Below are 17,504 nucleotides of genomic sequence, written 5' to 3'. Positions count from 1 at the left end.
GACGGACATCACAAGGGCTCTGCAGTGTTGAGGTGCTTCGAGCTTATCCCTGGCCACTGCTGGTATTGTTAGCCGCTGTGGAGCACTTCATTACCTTTGAGCTAATCCTGTTATGGATATCCGCCATTTTCGCTACTTCCTCGCCGTGGCCCGGCAGCGCAACTTCACCCGTGCCGCCGAGCAATTGGGCATTGCGCCACCGACCCTGAGCCGGCAGATCCAGGACATGGAAACCAGCCTGGGCACGCGCTTGTTTATCCGCCGGCAACGCGAAGTCAGCCTCACCGAAGCCGGCGCCGCCTTGCTGGTCGAGGCCGAAGCCACCGTGCGCCAGTTTGAATTCGCCCAGCACCATGCCCAGCGTGCCGGGCGTGGCGAGATCGGCCATATCGAATTGGGTTACGTGGCTTCGGCGCTGTACGCCGGGCTGTTGCAGCGGCAGATGCGTGCGTTCGGCCAGGCATTTCCCGACGTCAGCGTGACGGTGCGCGAATGCGCCATGGCCACGCTGCCGAGTGCGGTGGCGGACGGGCGCTATGACATCGGCTACATCCGCTCGCCGATGACCTTGCCCGAGGGAGTAGAGGCGGTGCGTCTGGACGGCGAAGGTTTTGTCCTGGCGCTGCCCCAGGATTCCTGGCTGCTGGGGCTCGCGGCCATTGGCTGCGAACACCTGCAAAACGAGACATTTATCCTGCCGGAGCAAATCAGCGGCACCCTGCATGTCGCCGCGCAAGGCGGTTATGCCCCGCGCCTGGGGCCACAGCCGGGCGGGCTGGTCGCGGTGGTGGCGCTGGTGTCGATGGGGCAGGGCGTGGCGGTGGTGCCCGCGTCAATGGTCGGGCATGTGCAGTTGCCGGGCGTGGTGTATCGCAGCATTCAGGGCTGCGACGCGTCCTCGTGGCTGTCGCTGATTCACCGGCGCTTCGAGAAAGCGCCGGCGGTGGCGCGGTATATCCAGCAGGTCAAGCACTCAGGCGCGGCTGCACCGAATCCGCCAGGCGCGTAAGGATCAGGCAGCACGACACCGCCCCTGCATCCAGCACGCCCAGTGAGCGCTCGCCCAGGCGACTGGCGCGGCCGATCTTCGCCACCAGGTCCTTGGTGGAGTCGCGTCCCTGGGAGGCGGCGGTTTTCATTGCCTCCAGTGCATCACTGAAGGACGCCCCCGAGGTGTGCGCGCGCTCGAAGGCTTCCACCGCCGGGATCAATGTGTCCATCAGGCACTTGTCGCCCACGCCCGCTTCGGTGATGTCCTGCAACGAGGTCAGGCCGCCGCGCAACAGGTGGGCGAAGGTGGCTGCGTCGATGTCGTCACGGCCGCGCACTTCGTCGGCCATGCCGATAAACAGGCTGCCATACAACGGCCCCATGGAGCCGCCGATGCCTTCCATCAGGCTCAGGGTCAGCTCATCCAGGGCTTCGGCGAGGGTCAGTTGGCGACCTTCGATCGTGCGCCCGCAATGGGCGAAGCCCTTGGCCATGTTGATGCCATGGTCGCCGTCGCCAATCGCGCCGTCGACTTCGCTGAGGTATTCACGGTTGGCCACGATCACACTGACCAGGTCGGTGACGATGGCGCTGCCGTGGTGGCTGGAAAAATGCTGGCTCATGGTTCAGTCCGCCTGGGTCATGCCGATGGAGCGGCAGGGTTGGTCGATCAGGGTTTTCAGCTCCGCGTCGAGGCCGAGCAGGGTCAGGGTCACGCCCATCATTTCCAGGGAGGTGAAGTAGTTGCCGACGTAGCAGCGGTGAATCTTCAGGCCCTTGGCGTTGAGTTGGCGTTCCACCTCGGCATAGAAAATATACAGCTCCATCACCGGCGTGGCGCCAAGACCGGAGACCAGCACCACCACGCTGTCATCCTGGCTGAAGTCGCGGTCGGCGAGGATCGGCGCGAGCATGCGCTCGGCCATGGCGGCGGCGGACTCAATGGGGATGACCTCAATGCCCGGTTCGCCGTGATGGCCGATGCCCAGTTCCATCTGGCCGTCGGGGATCTGGAAGTTGGGCTTGCCCACGGCGGCAATGGTGCAGGGCGTGAGGCCGATGCCAATCGAGCGGCAGTGGTCGACGGTTTTCTGCGCGACGCGAATCACGCCGTCGAGGTCGTAGTGCTGGGCGGCGGCGGCACCGCCGATCTTCCACATGAAGATTTCCCCGGCCACGCCGCGACGCTTGGCGATCTCGGTCTTGGGCGCGGAGGCCACGTCGTCGTTGGCGACCACGGTGCGGATGCGCATGTCTTTGCTGGCGGCCATTTTCATCGCCAGCTTCACGTTCATATTGTCACCGGCATAGTTGCCGTACAGGCAGGCCACGCCGGCGCCATGGTCGGCGGCGCGGAAGGCGTCGAAAAAGCTCTTGGCGGTGGGCGAGGAGAAAATCTCACCGACGGCCACCGCGTCGACCAGGCCGGGGCCGACATAGCCGAGAAAGGCCGGCTCATGGCCGGAGCCGCCCCCCGTGACAATGCCGACACGCCCTGGCCCGGAAGGCCTGGCCTTGACGATCACCCGTGGGTTGCTTTCGTACTGGCGCAGTTCGGGGTGCGCGACCAGGATGCCGCGCAGCATGTCCTCGACCACGTGGTCCGGATCGTTGATGACTCGATTCATAACGCGGGTTCCTGTTTTTATGGGTTCACCGCTATCCAACTGTGGGGGGAGGGCTTGCCGCCTCCCACATTTGGACCTGTCGGGTGCTTAGGGCTCTAGTACAACCTTGAGCGACTTGTCGCCACGTTCCATCACCGCAAACGCTTCCTTGAAGTCCGCCAGGGCGAACTTGTGGGTCACCACATCGCGCATATCGATCTTGCGGTTGCCGATAAAGTCGATGGCCCGCGGGTACATGTACGGCCCCAGGTGCGAGCCGAGGATGTCCAGCTCCTTGCGGTCGCCGATGATCGACCAGTCCACCGTGGCTTCGTCGTTGAACACGCTGAACTCCACGAAGCGCCCCAGCTTGCGCAGCATCGCCAGGCCCTGGTTCACCGCCTTGTGGTGCCCGGTGGCCTCGATATAGATGTCGCAGCCATAGCCGTCGGTGATCGCGCGGATGTTGGCCAGTACGTCCACTTCGGCCGGGTTCCACACTTCGTCGGCGCCCATGCGCAGGGCGAGGGCGGCGCGTTCGGGTTTCATGTCGAGCACGATGAGTTTTTTCGGGTTGCGCAGGCGCACGGCGCCGATGATGCCCAGGCCCAGGGTGCCGGCGCCGGCCACCACCACGACGTCGTCATGGTCGACGTTGGCGCGTTCCGCCGCATGCAGTGAGCAGGCCAGGGGTTCGATCAGGATCGCTTCGTCGGGGGCGATGGATTCCGGCACTTTGTGAATGATGCCTTCCTTGGTGAAGATCATGTACTGGGCCATGGCACCCTGCACATTGTTCTGGAAGCCATAGAGGTCGTGTTTCTGGCACATCCAGTACTGGCCGTGGTTGCAGAAGCGGCAGCCCCAGCACGGCACGATCTGCTCCGAGATCACCCGGTCACCGACCTTCACGCCGCGCTTTTCCGCGCCTGGGCCCAGGGCCACCACGCGACACACGAATTCATGGCCGGGGATCATCGGCGGCTTGACGTAGCGCGGTTGCTCGGCATCGCCCCAGAACGACGGCGCGCCGCGATAGGTCTTGATGTCGCCCATGCAAATGCCGCACAACTCGACCTTGGTGAGGATTTCATCGGGGCCGGGCGTGGGCACGTCGACGGTTTCCAGGCGATAGTCTTCCGGGCCATGGCAAACCACGGCCTGCATGGTTTTCGGGATGACCGGCGAGAGTTGTTCGGGTGTGCGTTCGGTGACAGTGGACATGACAAAACCTCACGACAGATAAATGAATTACTGAATGCTGTAGCCGCCGTCGATCACCAGGTTGGCGCCGGTGATCATCTGCGCGGCATCGCTGAGCAGGTACAACGCCAGCCCGGCGATTTCCTCCGGCTGGGCAAAGCGGCCCGCCGGGATCTGCAATTTGGCCCGTTCGCCGACTTCACCGGCCCAGGCCTTCTTGCCCAGCGCGGTCTCGACGATGGTGGGGGAGATGGCGTTGACGTTGATGTGCGGCGCCCATTCCATGGCCAGCACCTTGGTCATGCCGACGATGGCCGCCTTGCTGGCGCAGTAGGCGACGTGGCGGTCGAGGCCGATCACCGCGGCCTGGGACGCGAGGTTGACGATGCGTCCGCTGCCCTGGGCGAGCATGTGCCGCGCGCAGGCCTGGGCCACGAAAAAGCTGGCCTTGAGGTTGATGTCCAGGGTGGTGTCCCAGGCGCTTTCGCTGACATCGACGGCCTTGTCCAGCAGGGCCACGCCGGCGCTGTTGATCAGGTAGTCCAGGCGTTGGAAGTGTGCGAAGACCTGGTCGATGGTGTGTTGCACCTGGTTGATCCGGCTGAGGTCGACGGCAATGCCCAGATGCCCGGCACCCAGGCTTGCTGCCACTTCAACCACCGCCGGGTCGCGGTCGAGCAACGCTACGCGGGCGCCGCGCTCCACCAGCAGGCTGGCGCAGGCCAGGCCGATACCGGCGGCGCCGCCGGTGATCACCGCGCAACGGCCGTTGAGGTCGAAGGCTTGGTTCCAGAATCCAGACATTTACATGACTCCATTTTCGAAAACAGTGAAGATCTCATGTGGGAGGGGGCTTGCCCCCGATGACGGTGGGTCAGATCACCTGATCTATCACTGGTACACCGCCACCGGGAGCAAGCCCCCTCCCACACTTGCCTGTATTTCAAGCCAATAACTACTTACCGCCACTGACCTGTTTGTACAGTGCATCGGCGTTGGCGTTAGTCACGGGCACCCACGGCAGGATGTAGGTCTTGGCCGTGCCATCGCCCCATTTCACGTCCTTGGCATAGCGCTCCCAGATCACCGACTGCGGTTTGTAGTCCTTGCCGGCGAGTGCGCGCAACGCCACGTCCAGTGCGCCCTGGGACTGGGCCTGGGCATCCTGGAGGAAGGTGGTGACTTCGTCTTTTTTTGCTGCCTGGATCGCGTCCGGCATGCCGTCGATGGACGTGACGGGCACATCCTTGGAGGTCAGGCCGTGGGATTTGAGGGCCTGCACGGCACCGAGGGCCATGTCGTCGTTCTGCGCGATCACGCCGTTGATGCCTTTGGGGTGGGCGTTCAGCCAGTCTTCGGTCAGCGCGAGGGCCTGGGCGCGGTCCCAGTTGGCGGTCTTCTTCTCGATGATCTTGATGCCAGGGTGCTTGCCCAGCACTTCCAGCTCGCCTTTCTCGCGGTCGATCTGCGCCGACTGGCCAATCGGGCCCTGGATGATCACCACGTTGCCCTTGCCGTTGAGCTTGTCGACCATGGCCTGGGCCTGCAGGCGGCCGCCTTCCACATCATCGTTACCGACGTAGGGCACCGAGGCGTCGGCGACCTTGGTGTTGGAGGCGATAACCACCACGTCGTTGCTCATGGCTTGCTTGACCGTGCCGACGCCGGCCTTGGTGTCGATCGGCACGAACAGGATTGCGTCGTAGCGCTGGGTCACCATGTTTTCGATCTGATTGTTCTGGGTCAGGGCGTCGTAGTTGCCGTCGAACACGGTCAACTGCACGGTGCCGTCCTTGACCGCCGGGTGCTCCTTGAGCTCGCGGACCCAGTTCTGCATGAACTGGCCCTTGAGGCCGTAGACGGCCGCGCCGACCTTGTAGGTCTTGCCATCGGCGGCCATTGCGATACTGCCGGCGAGCAGGGAGAGAGCCGCCGCGGCGGCCAGGGTGGTACCAAGTTTCATGGGGGGAACTCCGGTTATTGTTGTAGTGGTCGTTCTCTAGCGTTTTTTCTTGCGCCACACGTCGATCAGTACTGCAAACACGATGATCAGGCCCTTGGCGACCTGCTGGTAATAGGAGGACACGCCGAGCAGGTTCAGGCCGTTGTTGATCACGCCGATCAACAACGCGCCGAACAGCGTGCCGACAATGCTGCCGGTGCCGCCCGACAGGCTGGTGCCGCCGATCACCACGGCGGCTATCGCGTCCAGCTCATAGGAAACCCCGGCCTGGGGCAGGGCGGAGGTGGTACGTGCCGACAACACCACGCCGGCCAACCCGGCGAGCAGGCCGGACACCACGTACACCGAAAACATCACCTTGCGCACGCCGATCCCGGAGGTGCGCGCGCTTTTTTCATTGCCGCCCACCGCGTACACGTAGCGGCCGTAGGTGGTGTAGCGCAGCACCATCCAGAAGATCAGCGCGACCACCGCAAAGATGATGATCGGCACGCCAATCGGGCCGATCTTGCCGATGCCCAGGGCCAGGTAGGCGTCGGGCAGGTCGGTGATCGGGCTGCCGTCGTTGAGGATGAAGGTCATGCCGCGGGCAATGCTGAGCATGCCGAGGGTGGCCACGAACGGTGGGATCGACAGGTTGGCGACCATAAAGCCGTTGACCACGCCGAGCATCGCCCCGGCAAACATCCCCGCGCTCACCGCCGCCAGCAGCCCGTAGCCCTGGGTCGCGACCATGGCGCTGCACAATCCGGCAAAGGCCAGGATCGAGCCGACGGAGAGGTCGATGCCCTTGGTCAGGATCACGTAGGTCATGCCCACCGCGAGGATGCCGTTGATGGAGGTCTGGCGCAGGATGTCCATCCAGTTGCGCCAGGTCATGAAGTACTCGCTGGAAAACGCCATCACCACGCACAGCAGGATAAACACCAGCGGCAGGCCGAAGCGGTCGAGGGACAGGCGCAGGCGGTTGCGCGGTGCGGTGGTGATAGGGGCGGCAATGGTTTTGGCGTTCATGAGGCAAGACTCAACAGGGCTTCCTGGGAAAGGGCGGTGTCGGTGCTGATGGTCACCAGGCGACCGCCCTTGAAGACGGCGATGCGGTCACTCAGGTGCAACAGTTCCGGGGCTTCCGACGACACCACGATGGCGGCGCCACCGGCGCGCACGAATTGATCCAGCAGGTGGTAGATCTCCTGCTTGGCGCCCTCATCGATACCCCGGGTCGGCTCATCGCACAGCAGGCACACCGGTTCGGTCGACAGGCATTTGGCAAGCACCACTTTCTGTTGGTTGCCGCCGCTCATGGACGCCACCGGCAGTTCCAGTGAGGTGGTTTTGATCTGCAGGCGCTTGACCATGTCCTGGGCCAGTTGGGTTTCCTTGCGTGCGTTGATCAGCGACCAGCTCGACAGGCGCTTGTAGGCCGACAGCGCAATGTTGGAAAGAATGCTGCCGGTCAGCACCAGGCCGCTGTCCTTGCGGTCTTCGGTGACCAGCGACATGCCGGCATTGATGGTCGCCTTGGGCAGGCCGACGGGCATGGGCTTGCCTTGCAGAGTGACGCTGCCGGAGTCGGCCACGGTCAGGCCATAGATGCAGTTGAGGAATTCACTGCGCCCCGAGCCCATCAGGCCGTAGATGCCGAGGATTTCACCCTGGCGCAGTTGCAGGCTGATGTCGTGGAACTCGCCGGCGCGGCTGAGGTTGTCGATTTGCAGGCAGGTGTCGGCGGCGCATTCGCGGCCGACCTTGTGGTCGATGCGGGTCAGTTCCTGGCCAACGATGCCGCGCACCAGGTGGTCGCGGTCGATATCGGCCATGCGTCCGCTTTCCACAAAGGCGCCGTCGCGGAAGATGCTGTAGTCATCAGCGATCTGCGCCAGTTCGCTCAAGCGGTGCGATACATAGACGATGCCGGCGCCCCGCGCGGTGAGGCGGCGAATCGCCTTGAACAGGGTTTCGGCTTCGCGCTCGCCAATGGCCGACGTTGGCTCGTCCATGATCATCACCTGGCAGTCATGGCTGAACGCCTTGGCGATTTCCACCAGCTGGATCTGCGCCACGCTCAGTCGGTGCATGGGGCTGCTGGCGTCCACCTCGAATTCCAGGCTTTCCAGCAGCTCGCGGGTGCGGCGGTTCAAGGCCTTGTTGTCGACGATGCAGCCGGCGCGGCGCGGTTCGCGGCCCAGCCAGATGTTTTCGGCGACGGTCATGTAGGGGATCGGTTCCAGTTCCTGGGTGATCATCGCGATCCCCGCCGCGAGGGCTTCGCTGGGGCGATTGAACTGTACGGCGGTGCCGTTGAGCAGAATGCTGCCGGCATCGCGCGAGGTGATGCCCATCAGGATGCTCAGGAAAGTCGACTTGCCTGCGCCATTGCCGCCGCACAGGGCGTGGACGCTGCCGGCCCGCAGAGAGAGGCGCCCGTCACGCAGGGCAGGGATCCCGGCGTAAGCCTTGGCGACGTGTTCAGCCTGGAGCAGTAATGGCGTGGCCATCGGCGTGTCCTCGTGCTGTGAATTCTTATTAGGTCGCACAGTCATGTTTCGCTGTGATCATATGTGTATCAAATGAAATTCTGATCAGTCAATCTCTTTCATGTAAATGCTGCGATTCTGATCTTTTTCGCCAATTACCCTTTTTTAGAGCGCTTTGACTGGCAGGTCAGTTAAATCCCGCTTGACAGAAGAGGGGTAACGCCTGCGAAATGAATGAGAGAAATTTCATTGAGTGATCAATTGATCAGTCGTAAGCACCCTCACGGCAGCGGAGCCAGACATCATGAACACACCTTTCCCGGTGGCTATCGGATGCGATGAAGCGGGTTTTGAGCTCAAGGAGCTGTTAAAGCGCCATATCGAGGCGCTGGGCTATCCGGTGACCGACTTCGGCACCCATTCCACCGCGCCGGTGTTGTACCCGGACATCGCCCTGGCCGTGGCCACCGCCATCAACGCCGGGCAGCAGCGCCTGGGCGTGCTGGTGTGCGGCACGGGGATCGGCATGGCGATCTCGGCCAACAAGGTGCTCGGGATTCGTGCGGCCCAGGCCCATGACACGTACTCGGCAGAGCGGGCGCGCAAGAGCAACGATGCGCAGATCCTGTCGATCGGCGCGCGGGTGATCGGCGCCGAACTGGCGAAAAGCATCGTCAAGTCGTTCCTGGAGTCGGAGTTCGAGGCGGCCCGTTCCGGGGCCAAGGTCGAGCGCATCAATGCGATTGAGCGCGATGGGCATCAATAGTGGACGTAGCAGGGCAAGAGTCGGGAGAATGCGCCTTTGACGCCGAAACGGAAGCCCGTCCCCATGAGTGACAGTACCCAGCGCATGGCCAGCGATATTGATCAGATGACCGAAGTGGCGATGCTCTATTACCTCGAGAACGTCACTCAGGAAGCCATCGCCAAGCGCTTCGACCTGTCCCGGGCAAAAGTCAGCCGATTGCTCAAGCGCGCGCGGGATGAGGGCATTGTCGAGGTGCGCGTCTTGCAGCATCCGGCGATGAACAACGAGCTGGAACAGGCCTTGGTGGCGCGCTTCAAGCTGGATCGCGCGTTGATCGCGGTGGACCACAGCGACCCCGATACCCAACGCTCGGCCGTCGCCAGCCTGGTGGCCAACTACCTGAACAAGACCTTGAGCGACGGCATGATCGTCGCCGTGGGCATGGGCCGCAACGTCGGCGCCGTGGCCGATAACGTGTTCCTGCCGGTGACGCGCAACTGCACATTTGTCTGCGCCATTGGCGGTTCGCTCAAGGCCGGCGAATACATGAACCCCGATCACATCTGCCGGCGCCTGGCCCTGCGCTTTGGCGGCGAGAGTGAAAGCCTGTACGCCCCGGCCCTGGTGGCCAACCCGGAGTTGCGCGGGGTGTTGATCAACAATGACACGGTGCGCTCCACCCTCGACCGTGCGCGGCGGGCTGACATGGCGCTGATCGGCATCGGCGACATGAGCGAGAACAGCAATATGGTCCGTATGGGCTGGTTCTCGCCCCAGGAAATCGCCCAGGCACGCTTGTCCGGCACCGTGGGCGACATGATGGGCTATGACTTCATCGACATCCACGGCCAGCCGGCGGTCAACGCGATCCAGGGGCGAGTGATCGGGTTGACGGTGCAGGAGTTGTTCCGCATCCCGGACGTGGTGGCGATTGCCAGTGAGAACACCAAGGCGGCGGCGACGTTGGGGGCGTTGCGGTCGGGGGTGATCAATACCCTGGCGACGACGGTGACGAATGCCCACACCATCCTGGCGCTGGACGATGCAACCCGTAAAACCTGACACGCCCTCATCGGGGCATGGGTATCTACACAACGTTGGCTCAACGCCGGACGCCCGGCAGACAGGGCTGTTGTGGTGAGCGGGCTTGTCGAATCGTCGCACCGCCCGCGCTGGGCTGCGAAGCAGCCCCAGTAAAGAAGAACGCGGTGTATCAGGCACTCTGTAGAGGCTGGTTTTGGGGCTGCTTCGCAGCCCAGCGCGGGGCAAGCCCGCTCACCACAGAGATTTGGCAAGATCTTAAAAGTTGTGTAGATACTCATGCTCATCGGGGGCAAGCCCCTTCCCACATGATTTTGTGTGGGGCTCGAAGACAGGTTTTGTAATAGTTTTGCGTTGCAGGAAATTTGTATTTCGCCTGTAGGATTCAAGTCCTTTTGTTATTTCAGGACCTGCATGAACATCCTCTCGGAGCCTCCCAGTCGTCTTTCCCCAAGACATCCGCCGCCGCTGTTCCCGCTGAAACACCCCGTATCCCGACTGCCAGCCGTGTCCCGGTCCACCGACCGCGCCTTGCCGTGCCCGGCATTCTGAAACCTGTAGAGAGACTGATATAAATGGAATGGTTAGCGGATCCAACGGCCTGGCTCGGCCTGTTGACCTTGATTGTGCTGGAACTGGTGCTGGGCATCGACAACCTGGTGTTTATTGCGATCCTGGCGGACAAGCTGCCGCCGGAGCAGCGCGACCGTGCGCGCTTGATCGGTTTGTCCCTGGCGCTGCTGATGCGCCTGGGCCTGCTGGCGAGTATTTCCTGGTTGGTGACCCTGACCCAGCCGCTGTTCGAGGTGTTCGACAAGAGCTTCTCCGGCCGTGACCTGATCATGCTGTTCGGCGGTGTGTTCCTGTTGTTCAAGGCCACCATGGAATTGCATGAACGCCTGGAAGGCCATGTGGCCCAGCGCACCGGCAACGTGGCATACGCCATGTTCTGGCCGATTGTGGCGCAGATCGTGGTGCTCGACGCGGTGTTCTCCCTGGATGCGGTGATCACGGCCGTGGGCATGGTGGATGAGTTGGCGGTGATGATGATCGCGGTGATCATTTCCATCGGCCTGATGATCGTCGCGAGCAAGCCGCTCACACGCTTCGTCAACGCCCACCCGACGGTGATCATGCTGTGCCTGGGCTTCCTGATGATGATCGGTTTCGCCCTGACCGCCGAAGGCCTGGGTTTCCATATTCCCAAGGGCTACCTGTACGCGGCGATTGGTTTCTCGATCCTGATCGAGGTGTTCAACCAGATTGCCCGCGCGCGTCGCAAGAAGTCGGCCCAGGGCGTGTTGCCGGTGCGTGAGCGCACGGCCCATGCGGTGATGCGCTTGCTCGGCGGTCGCAGCCTGGCGGTGGAGGAGGTGGGGGAAGAGGTGGCTGACCTGCTGGGCGAGACGGATGCCGCCCAGGGGCCGCTGTTCGACCGACGCGAGCGGGTGATGATCAGCGGTGTGCTGCAACTGGCCGAGCGGCCGATTCGCAGCTTGATGACGCCGCGGGCCAACGTCGACTTTATCGACCTGGCGGACGACCCCGACACGATTCGCCTGAAGCTGATGCACTCGTCCTATTCGCGCCTGCCGTTGATCCGCAATGGCGCGGTGGATGAGCCGCTGGGCTTTGTGCACAAGAAGGAATTGCTCAAGGAATACCTGGCCGGCAATGAGCCGAACCTGGAGCACCTCGCACGCCGGGCGATCAACCTGCTGGAGAGCTTTTCGATCCTCAACGCCCTGGAGCAGATGCGCCAGGAATCCACCCATATCGCCTTCGTGATCAACGAGTTCGGTGACTTCATGGGCGTATTGAGCATGACCGACATTCTTGAATCCATTGCCGGTGAGTTGCCGGATGCCAGTGAGATCGAAGGGCCGGATATTGTCGAGGAGGGCGCGGGCTTCCGTGCCAATGGCGCCCTGAATCTCACCCAGATTCGTCAGCGTACCGGCTTCAAGGCCGTCGCGACCGAGGATTACCAGACCCTGGCCGGCCTGGTGATGAGCCTGCTCGACCGCCTGCCGGTGGTGGGTGATAGCCTGGAGCATGAGGGCTGGCGCCTGACGGTGGCGGCGGTAGAGGAGCGGCGGGTGACGCAGGTGTTATTGCAGCCTTGCGGCGTGCATAACGCCTGAAGGTGTCCTCCACAAACTGCGTTTGCTGCTCCTCGGGTCCGAAACCCTTGAATGTTTCCATCAAGGTGCCGTTCTGGAAGATCAGCAGCGTCGGGGTGCCTGTAACCTGCGGGTGCCTCGGCGTTTTCGCGCAATCGAGCACCAGGCTCACTACTGATCGGTACTGGGCGGCAATCTGCTCAAACAGCGGCCCGGCTACCCCGCAGGCCGGGCAGTGAGCTGAGATGAACAGCATGAATACCGGGCGCGAACTGCTCAGCACGCGCCGGTAGTCGTCGGTAGTGGCAATGGTCGCAGTGGCAATCCCCATGATGATCTCCCTTTGGGCCTTGCAGGGTTTTTGCCAACGCTAAGCCCGGGGACCGTTACCGTCTACTGTCAACCTTCACAGGTCTGCCTCACGCTCCACACGTTCCCGGGCCTTGCGCGCCTGGTTTGCGCACTTGCGGTATTCCTCATTGTCCCGGGAGGCCTTGGCCCGGCGATAGTCGTGGTGGTTCTGGCTGGTGTAGTTGGTGTCGAAGGCTTCCTTGAGCCTGCGCAGTTCTTCCTTGCAGTCGCGGCGGTCGTTGCTGGCCGACGCGTTGCCGGCTGCCAGCAAGGTGAGCACCACCAGGGTAAGACATGACTTCATCAGGGCAGGGTCCTTGTCGGCAGGGATGTGCCAAGGCTAGTCCAGCGTGGGGATTTTTCCACGCTGCACGCGCACTGCAACGGTGCGCGGTAACGCTGTTGCAGTGCGTCCGCCGGGACCTGTCACCGCCATATGGGGCCCTGGGTAGCAAAGAGATTGCAGATGCTGGCGTAGCGCCTTGTCTCCCCAAAATATTTATCTATCTGATTTAACAAGCCTTTATTGCAGGCATGTTTTTCTTTGAGGGCGTGTGGCACACTTTCTGCTGTCTATTCCGTTGTTACATACTAAGTTCCGGTATAGCGGAATACACAACTCCTGGAGTGCTTGTCATGCATCACCGACCTTCCGTGTTCAAAGCGTGTGTTTTTCTCTTCGCCGCATCGGCTTCCCTCGCAGGCATCGTGCAGGCGGCGGACAGCAAGCTCGATGATGTGCTCAAGCGTGGGCACCTGATCGTGGGTACAGGCAGTACCAATGCGCCGTGGCACTTCCAGGGAGCGGATGGCAAGTTGCAGGGGTTTGATATCGACATCGGCCGCATTGTGGCCAAGGGCTTGTTCAACGACCCGAGCAAGGTCGAGTTTGTGGTGCAGTCGTCCGACGCACGCATTCCCAACCTGCTGACCGACAAGGTCGACATGAGCTGCCAGTTCATCACCGTCACCGCCAGCCGTGCCCAGCAAGTGGCGTTCACGCTGCCGTACTACCGCGAAGGCGTGGGCCTGCTGCTGCCGAACAACAGCAAGTACAAGGAAATCGAAGACCTGCAGGCGGCGGGCGATGGCGTCACCGTCGCGGTGCTGCAGAACGTGTATGCCGAAGAGCTGGTGCACCAGGCGCTGCCCAAGGCCAAGGTCGACCAGTACGACAGCGTCGACCTGATGTACCAGGCGGTGAACTCCGGTCGCGCCGATGCCGCCGCCACCGACCAGTCCTCGGTCAAGTACCTGATGGTGCAGAACCCCGGCCGCTACCGCAGCCCGGCCTACGCCTGGAGCCCGCAGACCTACGCGTGCGCGGTCAAGCGTGGCGACCAGGACTGGCTGAACTTCGTCAACACCGCGCTGCATGAGGCCATGACCGGTGTGGAATTCCCCACCTACAAGGCGTCGTTCAAGCAGTGGTTCGGTGTGGACCTGCCGGAACCTGCCATCGGCTTTCCCGTCGAGTTCAAGTGATTCGTGAAAACCGGGGCGCCGCCAACGGCGCCCCCATCAGGTACTGCTGACCATGAACTATCAGTTGAACTTTGCCGCCGTGTGGCGCGATTTCGACACCTTGCTGGCGGGGCTCGGCCTGGGCCTGCAACTGGCATTGCTGTCGATCGCCATCGGTTGCGTGATCGGCCTGTTGATGGCGTTTGCCATGCTGTCCAGACACCGTGCGTTGCGAATCCTGGCCTCGGTGTATGTGACGGTGATCCGCAATACGCCGATCCTGGTGCTGATCCTGTTGATCTACTTTGCGTTGCCCAGCCTGGGTATCCGCCTGGACAAGATCCCGTCGTTCATCATCACCCTGTCGCTGTACGCCGGTGCCTACCTGACCGAAGTGTTCCGCGCCGGGCTGTTGAATATTCCCAAGGGCTTGCGCGAAGCCGGACTGGCCATCGGCCTCGGCGAATGGCGGATCCGTGCGTATATCACCGTACCGGTGATGCTGCGCAACGTACTGCCCGCGCTGTCGAACAACTTTATCTCGCTGTTCAAGGACACCTCGCTGGCCGCCGCCATCGCAGTGCCCGAGCTGACCTATTACGCCCGCAAGATCAACGTCGAAAGCTACCGGGTGATTGAAACCTGGCTGGTCACGACCGCGCTCTACGTGGCGGCCTGTTACCTCATTGCCATGCTGCTCCGTTACCTGGAGCAGCGTCTGGCGATCCGTCGTTAAGGAGGGTGTCCATGTACGAGTCCCCCAGCTGGCTGCATGAGTTGTGGATCGCCCGGGATACGCTCTGGGCGGGGTTTCAGGCCAGTGTCGCGGTGTCGGCGCTGGCGATTATCTTTGGCACGCTGATCGGTATCGTCGCCGGGTTGATCCTGACCTACGGCAAATTCTGGATGCGCGCACCGTTTCGCCTGTATGTCGACCTGATCCGTGGCACGCCGGTGTTTGTGCTGGTGTTGGCGTGTTTCTACATGCTGCCGGCGCTTGGCTGGAAAATCACCGCGTTCCAGGCCGGCGCCGTCGGGCTCACGCTGTTCTGCGGCTCCCACGTCTCGGAAATCGTGCGCGGTGCACTGCAAGCCATTCCCCGTGGGCAACTGGAAGCGGGCAAGGCGATTGGCCTGACGTTCCAGCAGTCCCTGGCCTACGTGCTGCTGCCCCAGGCGCTGCGGCAGATCCTGCCGACCTGGGTCAATTCCTCGACGGAAATCGTCAAGGCCTCGACCTTGCTCTCGGTGATCGGCGTGGCCGAATTGCTGCTGAGTACCCAGCAGGTGATCGCGCGTACCTTCATGACCCTGGAGTTCTACCTGTTCGCCGGGTTTCTGTTCTTTGTCATCAACTACGCCATCGAGTTATTCGGGCGCTACATTGAAAAGCGGGTGGCCTTGCCATGAACCAACCTCAAACAACCGAGCCGCTGCTGGACATCCGCGGCCTGCGTAAACAATACGGCGAGGTCGAAGTGCTCAAGGGCGTCGACCTGTCCATGGCGCGCGGCAACGTGGTGACGTTGATCGGCTCCAGCGGCTCGGGCAAGACTACCTTGCTGCGTTGCGTCAACCTGCTGGAAGAATTCCAGGGCGGGCAGATCACCCTGGATGGCGAGTCCATCGGCTACAGCGACATCGGCGGCAAGCGCGTGCGTCACCCCGAACGCGTGATCGCCCAGCACCGGGCGATGACCGGCATGGCGTTCCAGCAGTTCAACCTGTTTCCCCATCTGAGCGCATTGCAGAACGTCACCCTCGGCCTGTTGAAAGTTAAGAAAATGCCTAAGGACGAGGCGGTGGCACTCGCGGAAAAATGGTTGGACCGTGTAGGACTTTTGCAGCGCCGCGATCACTTCCCCGGCCAGCTGTCCGGCGGCCAGCAACAGCGTGTGGCGATAGCCCGTGCCATTGCCATGAACCCGAGCCTGATGCTCTTCGACGAAGTCACGTCGGCCCTCGACCCGGAACTGGTGGGCGAGGTGCTCAGTGTGATCAAGGGCCTGGCGGAAGAGGGCATGACCATGTTGCTGGTCACCCACGAAATGCGCTTTGCCTATGAAGTCTCGGACAAGATCGTCTTCATGAACCAGGGCCGGATTGAAGAGCAGGGCTCGTCGAAGGACATCTTCGAGCGGCCGCAATCGCCGCGCCTGGCGGAATTTCTCAAGAACATTCGTTTTTAATCAGGAGCATCGTTTTATGAGCATCACTCGTTACGGAGCCGGCAGTACGGCCGGCGGTGGCCAGCCGCGTCCCTTCGCCCGCGCGGTGGAAGCGGACGGTTGGCTGTACGTCTCGGGCCAAGTGCCTGCGGTGGACGGCGAAATCATCACCGGCGGGATCATCGAGCAAACCCGGCAGACCCTGCGCAACGTGGTGGCGATCCTCGAAGAAGCCGGCTACGAGTTGAAAGACGTGGTGCGGGTCGGCGTGTGGCTGGAAGACCCGCGGGACTTCTGGAGTTTCAACAAGGTCTTCGGCGAATACTTCACCCCGGAACACGCGCCGGCGCGCGCCTGTGTGCAGGCCAACATGATGGTGGACTGCAAGGTCGAGATTGATTGCGTGGCCTACAAGAAAAAGGGCTAAATTGCCCCACTCTTAAGCCCACTGCAAATCCAATGTGGGAGGGGGCTTGCCCCCGATGGCGGTGAGTCAGTCACAAATGCATGTGCTGACACTCCCTCATCGGGGGCAAGCCCCCTCCCACAGGAGAATTGTGTCGTACCCAACAACTTCGACCGGACCGATATCGCCATGACCGAAGACACCATCAAACGCCGCGCCAAAGGCCTGGACCGTGCATTCGATATCCTCGATTTTCTCAAGGAAATCGGCCAGCCCCTGCGCCCGAATGATATTGCCAGTGGCATCGGCAGCCCCAAATCCACGGTCTACGAATTGGTCGCCTCCTTGTTGGAGCGGCGCATCCTCGAAACCGTGGGCAAGGACGGTCACGTCTACCTCGGCCGTCAGTTGTATTTCCTCGGCCAGGCCCACTTGCGTCATTTCGACCTGACCCGCGAGGCCGACCACGCCTTGCAGGAGATCGTCAGCCAAACCCACGAAACCGCGCAGATGTGCCTGCTCAACGGGCGCAAATACACGGTGGCGCTGATGCGCGAAGGCGAGCGGCATTTCCGCATTTCCTCGGACATCGGTGAAGACGCGCCGATCCCATGGACCGCCTCCGGGCGCCTGTTGCTGGGGCACTTGAGCGACCAGCAGATCATCGAACTGATCGACCACGACGACTTTATCCTGCCGGACGGCCAGCGCCTGCCGCTGGAGACCTTCCTCGCGCAAATCCGCCAGGCCACCCTCGATGGGTTCTTTTCCTTCGACAGTGTGGCCGACACCTTTACCCACTGCTTTGCCGCCCCGGTCCGGGACGCGCAGGGCGTCAGCATTGCGACGCTGTGCATCGTCGCCCCTCGGGCCGATGCGAGCAAAAACTACAACGACTATCGCCGGGTGTTGATCGACAGCGCCAACAACCTGGCCCGTCGCATCAACGAATAGGAGTTTTCC

The 17,504-nt window shown here is 62.2% G+C and carries 18 protein-coding genes and 1 pseudogene; 10 read left to right on the top strand and 9 right to left on the bottom strand.

What is annotated here, in order from left to right:
• Positions 1–112 precede the first annotated feature (112 nt).
• Positions 113–1,009, top strand: coding sequence for a LysR substrate-binding domain-containing protein (locus tag B9N88_RS02285; protein ID WP_027608644.1), 897 nt, complete (start codon positions 113–115; stop codon positions 1,007–1,009).
• Here B9N88_RS02285 and dhaL read toward each other — a convergent pair.
• The 7 genes from dhaL to B9N88_RS02250 all read right to left on the bottom strand — a co-directional run bounded on the left by dhaL (position 966) and on the right by B9N88_RS02250 (position 8,261).
• Entirely contained in the window at positions 966–1,613 is a 648-nt protein-coding gene (dhaL, locus tag B9N88_RS02280) for a dihydroxyacetone kinase subunit DhaL (RefSeq protein ID WP_027608643.1), read from the bottom strand. The two genes, B9N88_RS02285 and dhaL, sit on opposite strands and share 44 nt — an antisense overlap.
• A gap of 3 nt (positions 1,614–1,616) precedes the next feature.
• Positions 1,617–2,618, bottom strand: a complete 1,002-nt coding sequence (locus B9N88_RS02275) for a dihydroxyacetone kinase subunit DhaK (RefSeq protein ID WP_027608642.1) — start codon at positions 2,616–2,618, stop codon at positions 1,617–1,619.
• Between the two features lie 87 nt (positions 2,619–2,705).
• Positions 2,706–3,821 carry an MDR/zinc-dependent alcohol dehydrogenase-like family protein gene (locus B9N88_RS02270; RefSeq protein ID WP_027608641.1) on the bottom strand — a complete coding sequence of 372 codons (1,116 nt, stop codon included), beginning with the start codon at positions 3,819–3,821 and terminating at the stop codon, positions 2,706–2,708.
• A gap of 27 nt (positions 3,822–3,848) precedes the next feature.
• Entirely contained in the window at positions 3,849–4,604 is a 756-nt protein-coding gene (locus tag B9N88_RS02265; protein ID WP_027608640.1) for an SDR family oxidoreductase, read from the bottom strand.
• A gap of 151 nt (positions 4,605–4,755) precedes the next feature.
• Positions 4,756–5,763: a substrate-binding domain-containing protein gene (locus B9N88_RS02260; RefSeq protein ID WP_027608639.1), complete on the bottom strand. Its 1,008-nt coding sequence runs from the start codon at positions 5,761–5,763 to the stop codon at positions 4,756–4,758.
• 36 nt (positions 5,764–5,799) lie between these two features.
• The gene (locus B9N88_RS02255; RefSeq protein WP_027608638.1) at positions 5,800–6,777 is read right to left on the bottom strand and encodes an ABC transporter permease; all 978 of its coding nucleotides are present in this window, start codon (positions 6,775–6,777) and stop codon (positions 5,800–5,802) included.
• The gene (locus tag B9N88_RS02250) at positions 6,774–8,261 is read right to left on the bottom strand and encodes a sugar ABC transporter ATP-binding protein (RefSeq protein WP_027608637.1); all 1,488 of its coding nucleotides are present in this window, start codon (positions 8,259–8,261) and stop codon (positions 6,774–6,776) included. The genes B9N88_RS02255 and B9N88_RS02250 overlap by 4 nt, the downstream gene beginning before the upstream one ends.
• Positions 8,262–8,544: 283 nt before the next feature.
• On the opposite strand from B9N88_RS02250, the gene rpiB reads away from it, so the two are divergent.
• The 3 genes from rpiB (at position 8,545) to B9N88_RS02235 (ending at position 12,173) form a co-directional block, all read left to right on the top strand.
• Positions 8,545–9,006, top strand: a complete 462-nt coding sequence (gene rpiB / locus B9N88_RS02245) for a ribose 5-phosphate isomerase B (protein ID WP_016969738.1) — start codon at positions 8,545–8,547, stop codon at positions 9,004–9,006.
• Positions 9,007–9,069: 63 nt separating this feature from the next.
• Positions 9,070–10,050: a sugar-binding transcriptional regulator gene (locus B9N88_RS02240; RefSeq protein ID WP_027608636.1), complete on the top strand. Its 981-nt coding sequence runs from the start codon at positions 9,070–9,072 to the stop codon at positions 10,048–10,050.
• A 554-nt stretch (positions 10,051–10,604) separates the two neighbouring features.
• Complete coding sequence (locus B9N88_RS02235) at positions 10,605–12,173, top strand: TerC family protein (RefSeq protein WP_027608635.1); 1,569 nt, start codon at positions 10,605–10,607, stop codon at positions 12,171–12,173.
• A gap of 22 nt (positions 12,174–12,195) precedes the next feature.
• On the opposite strand, the pseudogene B9N88_RS02230 reads toward B9N88_RS02235, so the two are convergent.
• A pseudogene (locus tag B9N88_RS02230) lies at positions 12,196–12,483 on the bottom strand (thioredoxin family protein); the annotation flags it as partial.
• A 75-nt stretch (positions 12,484–12,558) separates the two neighbouring features.
• Positions 12,559–12,807, bottom strand: coding sequence for a hypothetical protein (locus B9N88_RS02225; RefSeq protein ID WP_027608634.1), 249 nt, complete (start codon positions 12,805–12,807; stop codon positions 12,559–12,561).
• A 332-nt stretch (positions 12,808–13,139) separates the two neighbouring features.
• Here B9N88_RS02225 and B9N88_RS02220 point away from each other — a divergent pair, with 332 nt between their 5' ends.
• The 6 genes from B9N88_RS02220 (at position 13,140) to B9N88_RS02195 (ending at position 17,495) form a co-directional block, all read left to right on the top strand.
• Entirely contained in the window at positions 13,140–13,988 is an 849-nt protein-coding gene (locus B9N88_RS02220; protein ID WP_027608633.1) for a transporter substrate-binding domain-containing protein, read from the top strand.
• Positions 13,989–14,040: 52 nt separating this feature from the next.
• Complete coding sequence (locus B9N88_RS02215) at positions 14,041–14,703, top strand: amino acid ABC transporter permease (protein WP_027608632.1); 663 nt, start codon at positions 14,041–14,043, stop codon at positions 14,701–14,703.
• Between the two features lie 11 nt (positions 14,704–14,714).
• The gene (locus tag B9N88_RS02210) at positions 14,715–15,377 is read left to right on the top strand and encodes an amino acid ABC transporter permease (protein ID WP_027608631.1); all 663 of its coding nucleotides are present in this window, start codon (positions 14,715–14,717) and stop codon (positions 15,375–15,377) included.
• Positions 15,374–16,156, top strand: coding sequence for an amino acid ABC transporter ATP-binding protein (locus B9N88_RS02205; protein ID WP_027608630.1), 783 nt, complete (start codon positions 15,374–15,376; stop codon positions 16,154–16,156). Before B9N88_RS02210 ends, B9N88_RS02205 begins: the two co-directional genes overlap by 4 nt.
• A gap of 16 nt (positions 16,157–16,172) precedes the next feature.
• Positions 16,173–16,562 carry a RidA family protein gene (locus B9N88_RS02200; RefSeq protein ID WP_012723821.1) on the top strand — a complete coding sequence of 130 codons (390 nt, stop codon included), beginning with the start codon at positions 16,173–16,175 and terminating at the stop codon, positions 16,560–16,562.
• Positions 16,563–16,730: 168 nt separating this feature from the next.
• Positions 16,731–17,495, top strand: a complete 765-nt coding sequence (locus B9N88_RS02195) for an IclR family transcriptional regulator (RefSeq protein WP_027608629.1) — start codon at positions 16,731–16,733, stop codon at positions 17,493–17,495.
• Positions 17,496–17,504: the final 9 nt, after the last annotated feature.

Origin of the sequence: Pseudomonas sp. LAMO17WK12:I1, assembly GCF_900177315.1 — a bacterium.
In the GTDB taxonomy this organism is placed as follows: domain Bacteria; phylum Pseudomonadota; class Gammaproteobacteria; order Pseudomonadales; family Pseudomonadaceae; genus Aquipseudomonas; species Aquipseudomonas marginalis.
Note: the sequence above shows the minus strand (reverse complement) of the source record. Positions and strands in the feature narration are given on the sequence as shown.